Source organism: Aeromonas dhakensis (assembly GCF_002285935.1).
GTDB classification, from domain to species: Bacteria; Pseudomonadota; Gammaproteobacteria; order Enterobacterales; family Aeromonadaceae; genus Aeromonas; species Aeromonas dhakensis.
Window position 1 is genome coordinate 2,336,919 of sequence record NZ_CP023141.1, and the last position, 12,463, is coordinate 2,349,381.

A 12,463-nucleotide genomic window follows, 5' to 3' on the forward strand; every position below is an offset into this window, starting at 1 on the left:
GGCTCCCGTTTTTTTATCTGCTTGCTCTATCAGGCGGCGTCTTGCTCGGCGCTGAGGGCTGTCTCGCCGCTCTGGGCGAAACGATCGGCCCACAGGGCAATCACGCCGTCGCCGGTGACGTTGCAGGCGGTACCGAAGCTGTCCTGGGCCAGGTAGAGGGCGATCATCAGGGCGATGGAGGCCTCACCGAACCCCAGCATGGAGGTGAGCAGGCCCAGTGCGGACATGACGCCACCACCCGGGGCACCCGGGGCGGCAATCATGATGACGCCCAGCATCATGATGAAGGGCAGCATGGTGCCGATGCCCGGAATGGCCAGATGCTCGGAGAGGAACATCACGGCGGTGGCACAGGTCACCAGGGTGATGGTGGAGCCACACAGGTGAATGGTGGCGCACAGCGGCACGGTGAAGTTGGCGATGCCGGCGCTCACGCCGTTGTTCTTGCTGGCCTGCAGGGCGACCGGGATGGTGGCGGCGCTGGACATGGTGCCAAGGGCGGTGAAGTAGGCCGGCAGCATGTTCTTGATGAGCTGGGCCGGGGAGCGGCCCAAGGCCAGACCGGTGCCGACGAACAGCACGGAGAGCCAGAGCCAGTGCATGATGATGGCCATCACCAGCACCACGCCGAAGGTCTTCAGGGTGGCGAAGACGGTGCCTTCCACCGTCATCTCGACGAAGACGCCGGCGATGTAGAACGGCAGCAGCGGGATGATCACCTTGGCCAGCAGGCGGTCGATGATGTCGCGGCCCTGATCGGCGACCCGGCGCAGATCGGTGGCCTGGGTGGCGCTGATGCCGATGCCGAACACGAAGGCGGCGGCCAGTGCCGACATCACCCCGAACAGCGGCGGGATCTCCAGATTGATGTAGGAGGTGAGCTTGATGGCGCTCTCGGCGGTGGACTCGGCGGCGCTGGTCAGACGCGGGATCAGGTTGCTGGCCACGGTAAAGGCGAACAGGCCGGCCAGTATGGTGGAGCAGTAGGAGAGGGCGACCGTCTTGCCCAGCAGCTTGCCGGAGTTCTTCGGCAGGCTGGCGATGCCGCTCATGATGAAGAACAGGATGATGAGCGGAATGGTGAAGGTGATCAGCTGACCTATGACTGTCTTGGCCGTAAACAGCACGCGTGCGACCCATTCAGGGGCGTAGAGACCGAGCAAGAGACCGGCGAGGATGCCGGCAACCAGTTTGAGGACAAGTTTCATAAGTAAATCCAGGTGTTAGTGTCTGATTTGTTATTTAATTTTGATTTTAATGCCGATTTTTAACACAAAATCCGCATCATGTCTGTCTTAGGTGCGTTAATGTCGAGTTAAATATTGTTAAATGTGATCGTGGTGGTGATAGCCACTGGCCAGGCGATCGCGAAGTGCTGCGGGTGATTAATTTGGTGCGGCCCTTCAGCTGCGAAGCAGCAGGGCGTGCAGCCAGCGGCCATCCGTCTGCTCGCTCTCCCAGCACTGCTGCAGTTGCAGCGGCAGCGGGGCGATGAGCCGGCGCAGGCCCTCCTCATCGAGTCGGGAGAGGCGATCTTCGGCTAAGGGAGAGGTGGCTTCAGGCGTGCCGTCGTTGGAGGCCGGCTGGCCACTGGGGTGGGGAAAGGCGCAGTAGAGCGGCCCGGCAGGCTTGAGCAGGCCAGCCAGGTGCGCCAGCGCGTCGCTGAGCTCGCTGGCCGCGAGCAGCGGCAATGCCCCGCGCGCCCAGATGCCGTCATAGGGCACCACACTGCGCAGCTGATCGATGCGGCATACCCGTACCGGCTGACCGCTGCGCCGCGAGGCTACCCTGGCCTGCGCCAGGCGGGCATCGAAGGCAGTCACCACCAGCCCCTGCTGGCGAAAGAAGCAGAGATCGTCGCCTTCGCCGCAGCCCGCCTCCAGCAGATGGGCACCACAATGGAGCAAGGCCAGAAACTGCTGACGCGCGACGGACAGTGGGTCGGCTGAGGGGGTGGCAAGGGACATCGGCGGGCAATGGGGAGACGAACGGGACATGGCGGGCACTTTTTCGGGGACGCTACTCTGTTTCGGGGGCGTGACTATAGCAAATTTGAGCCAATTTGGCGCCGGGGCGCCAAAGGAAGGGGAGGGAACTGGGGAGTGTCTGCGCCGGCCAATGGACCTGTGTTGAGCGGCTGTGAGTCAGGTGCGGCGGGTGGCCGGGCCGCCGGACTGGGCGACAAGGGCGAACAGGTTGTCTAGCACAAAGTCGGCCTCCTGGCGCAAGTCGATGCGATCCGGGAAGTGCAGCCAGTTGATGATGTAGCCATCCAGGGTGCAGTGCAGCAGGGTGGCGGCCCGCTGCAGATCCAGCTCCTGCGGCAGCTGGCCGAGGCGCACCGCATTGCCCAGAGTAATCTCCAGATCCCGGAAGAAGTTGTTGGACTGGCTGCGCATGTGCTCGCGCAAGGAGATGGCTTCTCCCTCCAGCGACTCCAGGTTGAACAGTATGGTGAACATCTGCTGATGGGCGGGCTCGGTGCTTATCTTGATGATCACCCCCTTGAGGAAGCTGCGCAGCTTGCCGAGGGGGTCGGGCTCCTGCTCGGAGACGCAGGCATCGAGCTGGTGGGAGAGGGGCTGGCAGAGCTCCTCCCAGAGGGAGACGAACAGCTCTTCCTTGTTCTTGAAATGCCAGTAAATGGCGCCCCGGGTCAGCTCGGCGGCCCTGGCGATGTCGGTCAGGCTGGTCTTGGCCAGGCCTTGTGAGCAGAACAGATCCAGGGCCGTACTCATGATGTGGCAGCGGGTCTGCTGCGCCTCTTCTTTGGTTCTTCTGGCCATCTCTCTGCGCACCTTGTAAAAGTAAAAAAAGTCACTTACATACATTTATGAATGTATGTATATTGCCTCATCTTTCCAATTTTACCAACCGGGTCCTATAAACCCTGTGGTTTTTCATTGATAGACAGAGGCTCAGGTTTTTCATGCATAAACATATTCTCGCACGTTCAGTCGGCCTTGCGCTGCTGGCGAGCGGTCTGCTGACCGCTTGCGGCGAACAGGGCCCCGCCCAGCAAGGACCCGGTGCGATGCCGCCGGCCGCGGTGGATGTCGTCACCCTGCATACGGCGCCGTTGCAGCTCACCACCGAGCTGACCGGCCGCAGCGCCCCGCTGCGGGTCGCCGAGGTGCGCCCCCAGGTGAGCGGCATCATTCTCAAGCGCCTCTTTACCGAGGGCAGCGACGTCAAGGCCGGTCAATTGCTCTACCAGATCGACCCCGCCGTCTATCAGGCCGCCGTCGCCAGTGCCAAGGCCAACCTGGCCAAGGCGCAGGCCAACGAGCAGAGCGCCCGCCTCAAGGCCAAGCGCTATGCCGAGCTGGTGAAGGTGAAGGCCATCAGCAGCCAGGAGTATGACGACGCCGACGCAGCCTGGAAGCAGCAGCTGGCCGAAATCGGTGCCGCCAAGGCGGCGCTGCAAAGTGCCAACATCAACCTGGCCTACACCCGCATCACGGCCCCCATCAGCGGTCGCATCGGCAAGTCTGCGGTGACCGAGGGGGCGCTGGTGACGGCCCAGCAGGCCGACAGCCTCACTTCCATCCAGCAGCTCGATCCCATGTATGTGGACGTGCGCCAGTCCACCGCCGATCTGCTGCGCCTCAAGCGCCAGGTGGCGGCCGGCAAGCTGACCCAGGACGAGCAGAAAGGCGCCCGGGTGAGCTTCCAGCTGGAAGATGGCTCCACCTACGGTGAAGAGGGCTCGCTGCAGTTCTCCGATGTGACCGTGGATGAGACCACCGGCATGGTGACCCTGCGGGTGATCGTCCCCAACCCTCATCAGCTGCTGCTGCCGGGCATGTTCATGCGTGCCACCCTGCAGGAGGGCGAGCGCGCCGAAGGGCTGTTGGTGCCGCAGACCGCGGTGACCCGTACCCCGAAAGGCGGTGCCACCGTGATGGTGGTGACGGCGGACAACAAGGTGGAGCTGCGTGAAGTGCAGCTGGGCCGCATCGTCGGCAGTGACTGGGTGGTGGAATCCGGTCTCAAGGCGGGTGAGCGGGTGATCGTCGCCGGCCTGCAAAAGGTAAAACCCGGGGTTGTCGTGGCGCCGGCTGAACAGGGCGCCGCTGCGCCGTCTGCCCAGGCGCCGGCCAATGCCCCGGTCAACAAGTAGGATGGAGTAGTCGCCTCATGGCACGATTTTTCATAGACAGACCCATTTTCGCCTGGGTGATCGCCCTGGTGATCATGCTGGCGGGCAGCCTGGCCATCATAGGCCTGCCGGTTGCCCAGTATCCGAGCATTGCGCCGCCCGCCGTGGGCATCTCCGCCAGCTACCCGGGGGCCTCCGCCAAGACGGTGGAAGACTCGGTGACCCAGATCATCGAGCAGAACATGACCGGGCTGGATCACCTGCTCTACATGTCCTCCCAGTCGGACTCCTCCGGCCGGGTATCGGTCACCCTCACCTTCCAGCCGGGGACCGACCCCGACATCGCCCAGGTACAGGTGCAGAACAAGCTGCAGCAAGCCATGTCGCTGTTGCCGCAAGAGGTGCAGCAGCAGGGGATCCGGGTCCAGAAGACCTCCAGTAGCTTCCTGATGGTGGCCGCCTTCATCTCCAAAGATGGCGCCATGACCAACGATGACCTGGCCGACTATGTGGTAGCCAACATCAAGGAGCCGCTCAGTCGTCTGGACGGGGTAGGGGACATCACCTTGTTCGGCAGCCAGTATTCCATGCGGGTCTGGCTCGATCCCAACAAGCTCAACCGGGTGCAGATGACCCCGGGTGACGTACAGGCCGCCATCAAGGCGCAAAACACCCAGGTGGCCTTTGGCAAGCTGGGGGGCACCCCGGCGGTGACCGATCAGCAGTTCACCGCCACCATCATGGGGCAGACCCGACTCTCCACCGTGGCGCAGTTCAACGACATCCTGCTGCGGGTGAACCAGGACGGCTCCAAGGTGCGGCTCAAAGACGTGGCACGAGTCGAGCTGGCCGGTGAAAGCTACGATGCCGAGGCGCTCTACAATGGGCAACCCACCGCGGCGGTGGCCATCAAGCTGGCGACCGGTGCCAACGCGCTGGATACCGCCGAGAAGGTGCGCAGCAAGCTGGGCGAGCTCTCCGCCTACTTCCCGGCCAACATGGAGATCGTCTACCCCTACGACACCACGCCGTTCGTGAAGATCTCCATCGAGGAGGTGGTGCAGACTCTGGTGGAGGCGATCTTCCTGGTGTTCTGCGTCATGTATCTGTTCTTGCAGAACTTCCGCGCCACCCTGATCCCGACCATCGCGGTGCCCGTGGTGCTGCTGGGGACCTTCGGCGTCATGGCGGCGTTCGGCTTCTCCATCAACACCCTGACCATGTTCGGTCTGGTGCTGGCCATCGGCCTCCTGGTGGATGACGCCATCGTGGTGGTGGAGAACGTGGAGCGCCTGATGAGCGAGGAGGATCTCTCTCCGCTCGAAGCGACCCGCAAGTCCATGACCCAGATCACCGGTGCCCTGGTGGGGATCGCCCTGGTGCTCTCGGCGGTGTTCGTGCCGATGGCCTTCTTCGGTGGCTCCACCGGTGCCATCTATCGCCAGTTCTCCCTCACCATCGTCTCGGCCATGGTGCTGTCGGTGCTGGTGGCGCTGATCCTGACCCCGGCCCTGTGCGCCACCCTGCTCAAGCCCATCAAGCATGGCGAGTTCGGTGCCAAGCGCGGTTTCTTCGGCTGGTTCAACCGAGCCTTCGACGCCAGCGCCAACCGCTACCAGAGCGGCGTGCGCAAGGTGGTCAAGCAAGGGGTGCGCTACGGCATCATCTATGCGGCCATGCTGGCGGTACTGGCCATCCTGTTCATGCGCATGCCCACCTCCTTCCTGCCGGAAGAGGATCAGGGGGTCATCATGTCCATGGTGCAACTGCCGGTCGGTGCCACCAAGCAGCGCACCGAGGTGGTGCTGGCGGACATGCGCGACTATTTCATGAAAAACGAGAAGGACAACGTCGACTCCGTGCTGACGGTTGCGGGCTTCAGCTTCGCCGGTAGCGGTCAGAACAGCGGCATGGCCTTCATCAAGCTGAAAGACTGGAAGGAGCGCAACACGCCGGATCGCAGCGCCAATGCCATCATCGGCCGCGCCATGGGCTACCTGTTCAGCATCAAGGAAGCCCAGGTGTTCGCCTTCAACCTGCCTCCGATCCCGGAGCTCGGGACGGCCACCGGCTTTGACTTCTATCTGCAGGATCGGGCCGGCGTGGGCCACGACAAGCTGATGGCGGCGCGCAACCAGCTGCTCGGCATGGCGGCGCAGGATCCCAACCTGGTGCGGGTGCGCCCGAACGGGATGGAAGACACTCCCCAGCTCGACATCAAGATCGACTACGAGAAGGCGCTGGCGCAGGGGCTCTCCATCAGCGACATCAACAGCACGCTCTCCAGTGCCTGGGGCTCTGCCTATGTGAACGACTTTGTCGACAGAGGCCGGGTCAAGAAGGTCTACCTGCAGGCGGATGCCCCCTTCCGGATGAACCCGGAAGATCTCAAACTCTGGTACGTGCGCAACAGTGCCGGTCAGATGGTGCCCTTCTCCGCCTTTGCCAGCACAGACTGGAGCTTCGGCTCGCCACGGCTGGAACGTTACAACGGCGTACCGGCGATGGAGATCGTCGGGGAAGCGGCGCCGGGCAAGAGTACCGGTGACGCCATGGCCGCCATCGAGCAGATGGTGAAGCAACTGCCGGAAGGCATCGGCATCGAGTGGACCGGTCTCTCCTATCAGGAGCGGCAGGCGGGCTCTCAGGCACCGGCCCTCTACGCCATCTCCCTGCTGGTGGTGTTCCTCTGTCTGGCCGCCCTCTACGAGAGCTGGAGCATTCCGTTCTCGGTGATGCTGGTGGTACCGCTTGGGGTGCTGGGGGCCATTGTGGCCGCCACCCTGCGCGGGCTGGAGAACGACGTCTACTTCCAGGTGGGTCTGCTCACCACCATAGGGCTGTCGGCCAAAAACGCGATCCTCATCGTCGAGTTCGCCAAGGAGCTCTATGACAGGGGCATGGGGCTGAGCGAAGCCGTGGTGGAAGCGGCGCGCCTGCGTCTGCGTCCGATCCTGATGACCTCGCTCGCCTTCATCCTCGGCGTATTGCCGCTGGTGATCAGTACCGGCGCCGGCGCCAGCAGCCGCAACGCCATCGGTACCGGCGTGATGGGGGGGATGATCAGTGCCACCGTGCTGGCCATCTTCTTTGTGCCGCTGTTCTTCGTGCTGGTGATGCGCTATTTCACCAAACACAGCACCAAGCAAGCGCGTCTGGCCCATGCCGAGGAGATCAAACATGACTAAGACCCTGATCGCCTTGAGCGTGACTCTGCTGTTGGGGGGCTGTTCCATGGCCCCCGATTACCAGCGCCCCGAGCAGCCACAAGGCGCCACCTGGCAGAGCAACCAGACGGGGGAGGCGGTCGTCTCCTCCTGGCGCCAGCAGTTCCTCGATCCCGCCCTGCAGCAGTTGATCGCCACGGCCCTCGAGAACAACCGGGATCTGCGTATCGCGGCCCTCAACGTGGAGGCCTACGAGGCCAGATACCGGATCCAGCGGGCGGCACAGCTGCCGACCCTGGCTGCCAATGGCTCGGGTACCCGCCAGCAGGGATCGGACGATCTCAGCAGCACGGGGCAGGGCACCATCAGCAGCCAGTACGGCGCCAACATCGGCATCACCGCCTACGAGCTGGACCTGTTCGGCCGGGTCCAGAGTCTGAAAGATCAGGCGCTGGAGACCTATCTGGCGCAAATCGAGACCCAGCGCAGCACCCAGATCGCGCTGGTGGCCTCGGTGGCCAACGCCTATCTCACCCTGCTGGCGGATCAGGAACTGCTGGCGCTGAGCGAGGCGACCCTGGCCACCGAGCAGGAGAGCTATGGTCTGACCGAGCACAAGTACCGGCTGGGGGCCGCCTCCGAGATGGAGCTGGCTCAGGGCCGTACCGCGCTGGAGAGCGCCAAGGTGAGCCTGGCCCAGTATCAACGGCAGGTGAAACAGGATCGCAACGGCCTGGCGCTGCTGCTCGGGACCGGCGTCCCCGCGCTGATGACCGAGCCGGCGACCCTGGCCGAGGTGCAGCTGGCGGCCATCCCGGTGGGTGCCCCCTCCAGCCTGCTGCAACAGCGCCCGGACATTCTGGCGGCCGAGCACAGCCTGAAGGCGGCCAATGCCAATATCGGCGCCGCCCGTGCGGCCTTCTTCCCGACCATCTCGCTGACCGCGACGGCGGGCACCGCCAGCAATCAGTTGAGCGGACTGTTTGACGGTGGCACCGGTACCTGGACCTTCATGCCGCAGATCAATCTGCCGATCTTTGACGGCGGCAAGCGCATCGCGGATCTGGATGTGGCCGAGGTGAGCACCAAACAGGCGGTGGCGAGCTACGAGAAGAGCATCCAGACCGCTTTCAAGGAAGTGGCGGATACGCTCGGCGCCCAGACTGACTATCAGCAGCAACTGCAGGCCCAGCAGGAGTTGGTGAAGGCGAGTCAGACCTACTTTAAGCTGGCGGAGGTACGCTACGAGAAGGGGGTGGACAGTTATCTCACCCGGCTTGATGCCCAGCGTTCGCTGTTCAGTGCCAAGCAGGGGCTGATCAGTACCCGTCTGGCGCAGCTCAGCAACCAGGTCGCGCTCTACAAAGCCGTCGGCGGCGGCTGGCAAGCCACCGATACCGAGGGTGACAAGGGCGAGCGCCAGCAGTAGGCACACTCATACCTTCCATCAGCAGGCCAATACGGGGCGAACCATCGGGTTCGCCCCGTTTCTTTTGAGCAAAAACATATACATATGAAGCCCAAATGACATAATACGTCGTGCAGACAGTCTATCGGCAGGCTGCAGAGATGGGTGAAAAGACCTGAATTCTGAGCATTCAGTGAATGGCAATTGTAAGAAAGTGTTACTCATCTTCTTCAAGGATTGGAGCAAAATGGTGTTCTTGTGAGCTAGCTCCACTCCGATACGCAATTTATCACTATTTTTACTTGGGATATTAGCAGTGGAAAATGATGATGAGGTGTCGATAGGGGCTTTTTGAATGATGACCGAACATTTCCGGCCACCAATAGAGTGTTGAGCAACAGCAAAATGGGTTGTAGATGACTTGTTTTGAGCAAGGTTGTTTTGGCTATTCAAGGCGCTGGGAAAGGCGCTAGAATCCAGACTTTGTCCTTGGGGCATAGCAATTTATATGGCTTCAGCTTGTGCAACGGCCAGGTTGAAGGCCAAACAGACAGCAATCTTGTCATCAGGGACGATGGCAGAACAATCCCAAGCTGGAGGGCATTATGACCAACAGCACATACATTCTGGTTAAAAGCAGCAAACTGGGGGCTGTAACTCAGGGGCGGTAGCTATCGCTTTTGATTTGCACAGCATCAGACATTCTCTGCAAAGACGAGGGTAATCGTCGATTCAGTGCGTCTAAAAACTAAGTTTTCTATTAATTTTCAAGAGCATAACTATGAAAATTCTTGTCACTGGTGGTGCTGGTTTTATCGGTTCGGCGGTTGTTCGTCATATCATCCGAGATACCAATGACTCAGTTATCAACCTCGACAAACTCACCTATGCGGGCAACCTGGAATCCTTGGCCTGTGTCGCCAGCAGTGAACGTTATGCCTTTGAACTGGTGGATATCTGCAACCGCGCCGAGCTGGATCGGGTGTTTGCTCAGTATCAGCCGGATGCCGTAATGCACCTGGCTGCCGAGAGCCATGTTGATCGTTCCATCACCGGCCCCGCCGACTTCATCGAGACCAATATCGTCGGCACCTACATGCTGCTGGAAGCGGCTCGCGCCTACTGGAACGGCCTGGATGAGGTACGCAAGGCGGCCTTCCGTTTCCACCATATCTCCACCGACGAGGTGTATGGCGACCTGCCCCATCCGGATGAAGTGGTCCCCGGTGTGGCACTGCCGCTCTTCACCGAAACCACCCCCTATGCCCCCAGCAGCCCCTACTCTGCTTCCAAGGCTTCCAGTGACCATCTGGTGCGCGCCTGGCGCCGTACTTACGGTCTGCCGACCGTCGTCACCAACTGCTCCAACAACTACGGTCCGTACCACTTCCCCGAGAAGCTGATCCCGCTGGTGATCCTCAACGCGCTGGATGGCAAACCGCTGCCGGTGTACGGCAAGGGTGACCAGATCCGTGACTGGCTCTATGTGGAAGATCACGCCCGCGCGCTTTATACCGTGGTCACCACAGGTGTCATCGGCGAGACCTACAACATCGGCGGCCACAACGAGAAACAGAATCTGGAAGTCGTGCATACCATCTGCGATCTGCTGGATGAAATGGTGCCCAAAGCCGGCTCCTACCGCGATCAAATCACCTACGTGGCCGACCGCCCTGGCCATGACCGCCGTTATGCCATTGACGCCAGCAAGATGAGCGCTGAACTCGCCTGGCAACCGCAAGAAACTTTTGAATCCGGCATTCGCAAGACAGTGCTGTGGTATCTGGATAACCAGCAGTGGGTCAACAACGTCAAGAGCGGCGCCTACCAATCCTGGATTGAACAAAACTACGGGAAGCGTGCCTGATGCATATTCTGCTGTTTGGCAAGAATGGTCAGGTTGGCTGGGAGCTGCAACGTGCACTGGCACCACTGGGCCGTATCACAGCCGTCGATTTTGACTCCACCGATTATTGCGGTGACTTCAGCAAGCCGGCCGGCGTAGCGGAGACTGTGCGCCAGGTGAAGCCGGATGTCATCGCGAACGCGGCGGCCCACACTGCGGTAGACAAAGCCGAGAGCGAGCGGGAGTTTGCCGAACTGCTCAACGCGACCAGTGTGGCGGCGATTGCCAGAGAAGCGGAGGCATTGGGAGCCTGGCTAGTTCACTACTCCACCGACTATGTGTTCGATGGTAGTGGTGAGCGCCCTTGGCTTGAAACCGATGCGACCGCACCGCTGAATGCGTACGGCGAAACCAAGCTGGCGGGTGAGCAGGCTGCGGCCCTGTGCTCGCGTCACCTGATCTTCCGCACCAGCTGGGTCTACGCGGCCCGCGGTGCCAACTTTGCCAAGACCATGCTGCGTTTTGGCAAGGAGCGTAGCGAACTGTCGGTCATCAATGACCAGTTTGGCGCCCCGACCGGTGCTGAATTGCTGGCGGATTGCACCGCCCATGCGCTCCGCGTGGCGCAGAGCAGACCCGAGGTCGCCGGGCTGTACCATCTGATTGCCTCCGGTACCACCACTTGGTTTGACTACGCCCAGCTGGTGTTTGCCAAAGCCAGAGAGGCCGGGGTTGAACTGGCGGTCACGCAGCTCAATGCGGTGCCAACCAGTGCCTTCCCGACCCCGGCCAAACGCCCTCATAACTCCCGCTTGGATACCAGCAAATTCCAGCGCACCTTCGAGCTGGTACTGCCGGACTGGACGGTCGGTGTGGAGCGGATGTTGACCGAAACTCTGGGCAAGTAAATCACAGGCCTGGGACGTATTGAACACCTCTCTGGCTGGCAGGGATAAAACAGAAAGGTGTTGTATAAAGCCACCCTTCTCGTTTGTAATTTAAAAATAAGAAACAAGCATCATGACCAAACGTAAAGGCATTATTCTGGCTGGGGGCTCTGGCACACGTCTCTACCCCGTCACCATGGCTGTCAGCAAGCAGCTGCTACCGATCTATGATAAGCCGATGATCTACTACCCATTGAGCACCCTGATGCTGGCGGGCATTCGCGATATTTTGATCATCAGTACCCCGCAAGATATCCCCCGCTTTGAACAATTACTGGGCGATGGCAGCCAGTGGGGCCTGAATTTGCAATACAAGGTGCAGCCAAGCCCGGACGGGTTGGCACAAGCCTTTATTCTGGGTGAAGAGTTCATCGGTTCAGACCCCTGTGCACTGGTGCTGGGAGACAACATCTTCTACGGCCACGACTTGCAGAAACAGCTGGAAGCGGCAGCCAGTAAAGACAGTGGTGCCACCGTTTTTGCCTATCATGTGCATGATCCGGAGCGTTATGGGGTGGTGGAGTTTGATAAGCAAGGCAGCGTTATTTCGCTGGAAGAGAAGCCACAGGATCCCAAGAGCAACTATGCGGTCACTGGCCTCTATTTCTACGACAACAGTGTGGTGGAGATGGCCAAGGGTCTGAAACCGTCGCCCCGTGGTGAGCTGGAAATCACCGATGTGAACCGTATCTACTTGGAGCAAGGTAGTTTATCGGTGGTGATGATGGGCCGCGGTTATGCCTGGCTTGATACCGGAACCTATGAAAGCCTGATTGAAGCGAGCAACTTTATTCAGATTATCGAAACTCGTCAGGGGTTGAAAGTCGCTTGCCCAGAAGAGATCGCTTATCGCAAAAAATTTATTGATGTAGAGCAGGTACGTGCGCTCGCGCTACCATTAGAAAAGAATACCTATGGACAATATTTGCTAAGAATGGTTGAACAAAGTCTGATGTGATATCTGGGTGGTGTTACCACTCTGTACCACGAATA

Annotated in this window: 9 protein-coding genes; 6 read left to right on the top strand and 3 right to left on the bottom strand. The window is 60.6% G+C overall.

Annotation, left to right across the window (positions count from 1 at the left end; translation table 11 throughout):
• Positions 1-29: 29 nt before the first annotated feature.
• The 3 genes from CK627_RS11240 to CK627_RS11250 form a co-directional block, all read right to left on the bottom strand.
• Positions 30-1,208 carry a dicarboxylate/amino acid:cation symporter gene (locus tag CK627_RS11240; protein WP_005302882.1) on the bottom strand — a complete coding sequence of 393 codons (1,179 nt, stop codon included), beginning with the start codon at positions 1,206-1,208 and terminating at the stop codon, positions 30-32.
• Between the two features lie 195 nt (positions 1,209-1,403).
• Positions 1,404-1,907: a class I SAM-dependent methyltransferase gene (locus tag CK627_RS11245; protein WP_174704195.1), complete on the bottom strand. Its 504-nt coding sequence runs from the start codon at positions 1,905-1,907 to the stop codon at positions 1,404-1,406.
• A gap of 237 nt (positions 1,908-2,144) precedes the next feature.
• On the bottom strand, positions 2,145-2,786 hold the full coding sequence (locus CK627_RS11250) for a TetR family transcriptional regulator (protein WP_095593482.1): 642 nt from the start codon (positions 2,784-2,786) through the stop codon (positions 2,145-2,147).
• Between the two features lie 143 nt (positions 2,787-2,929).
• Between CK627_RS11250 and CK627_RS11255 the strand changes: the two genes are divergently transcribed.
• The 6 genes from CK627_RS11255 (at position 2,930) to rfbA (ending at position 12,428) form a co-directional block, all read left to right on the top strand.
• Positions 2,930-4,123, top strand: coding sequence for an efflux RND transporter periplasmic adaptor subunit (locus CK627_RS11255; protein ID WP_017782277.1), 1,194 nt, complete (start codon positions 2,930-2,932; stop codon positions 4,121-4,123).
• A gap of 17 nt (positions 4,124-4,140) precedes the next feature.
• Entirely contained in the window at positions 4,141-7,290 is a 3,150-nt protein-coding gene (locus tag CK627_RS11260; protein WP_017780780.1) for an efflux RND transporter permease subunit, read from the top strand.
• Positions 7,283-8,698, top strand: a complete 1,416-nt coding sequence (locus CK627_RS11265) for an efflux transporter outer membrane subunit (protein ID WP_095592373.1) — start codon at positions 7,283-7,285, stop codon at positions 8,696-8,698. The genes CK627_RS11260 and CK627_RS11265 overlap by 8 nt, the downstream gene beginning before the upstream one ends.
• A 760-nt stretch (positions 8,699-9,458) precedes the next feature.
• Positions 9,459-10,544, top strand: a complete 1,086-nt coding sequence (gene rfbB / locus CK627_RS11270; protein WP_043169758.1) for a dTDP-glucose 4,6-dehydratase — start codon at positions 9,459-9,461, stop codon at positions 10,542-10,544.
• Positions 10,544-11,431, top strand: coding sequence for a dTDP-4-dehydrorhamnose reductase (rfbD, locus tag CK627_RS11275; RefSeq protein ID WP_043169756.1), 888 nt, complete (start codon positions 10,544-10,546; stop codon positions 11,429-11,431). Before rfbB ends, rfbD begins: the two co-directional genes overlap by 1 nt.
• 112 nt (positions 11,432-11,543) lie before the next feature.
• On the top strand, positions 11,544-12,428 hold the full coding sequence (rfbA, locus tag CK627_RS11280) for a glucose-1-phosphate thymidylyltransferase RfbA (RefSeq protein WP_043169754.1): 885 nt from the start codon (positions 11,544-11,546) through the stop codon (positions 12,426-12,428).
• Positions 12,429-12,463: the final 35 nt, after the last annotated feature.

Bases quoted from the DNA above. Each gene is read 5' to 3' on its own strand.
- CK627_RS11250 (WP_095593482.1), bottom strand. From the start codon at position 2,786: ATGGCCAGAAGAACCAAAGAAGAGGCGCAGCAGACCCGCTGCCACATC.
- rfbA (WP_043169754.1), top strand. From the start codon at position 11,544: ATGACCAAACGTAAAGGCATTATTCTGGCTGGGGGCTCTGGCACACGT.
- CK627_RS11265 (WP_095592373.1), top strand. From the start codon at position 7,283: ATGACTAAGACCCTGATCGCCTTGAGCGTGACTCTGCTGTTGGGGGGC.
- rfbD (WP_043169756.1), top strand. From the start codon at position 10,544: ATGCATATTCTGCTGTTTGGCAAGAATGGTCAGGTTGGCTGGGAGCTG.
- CK627_RS11255 (WP_017782277.1), top strand. From the start codon at position 2,930: ATGCATAAACATATTCTCGCACGTTCAGTCGGCCTTGCGCTGCTGGCG.
- CK627_RS11240 (WP_005302882.1), bottom strand. From the start codon at position 1,208: ATGAAACTTGTCCTCAAACTGGTTGCCGGCATCCTCGCCGGTCTCTTG.
- CK627_RS11260 (WP_017780780.1), top strand. From the start codon at position 4,141: ATGGCACGATTTTTCATAGACAGACCCATTTTCGCCTGGGTGATCGCC.
- rfbB (WP_043169758.1), top strand. From the start codon at position 9,459: ATGAAAATTCTTGTCACTGGTGGTGCTGGTTTTATCGGTTCGGCGGTT.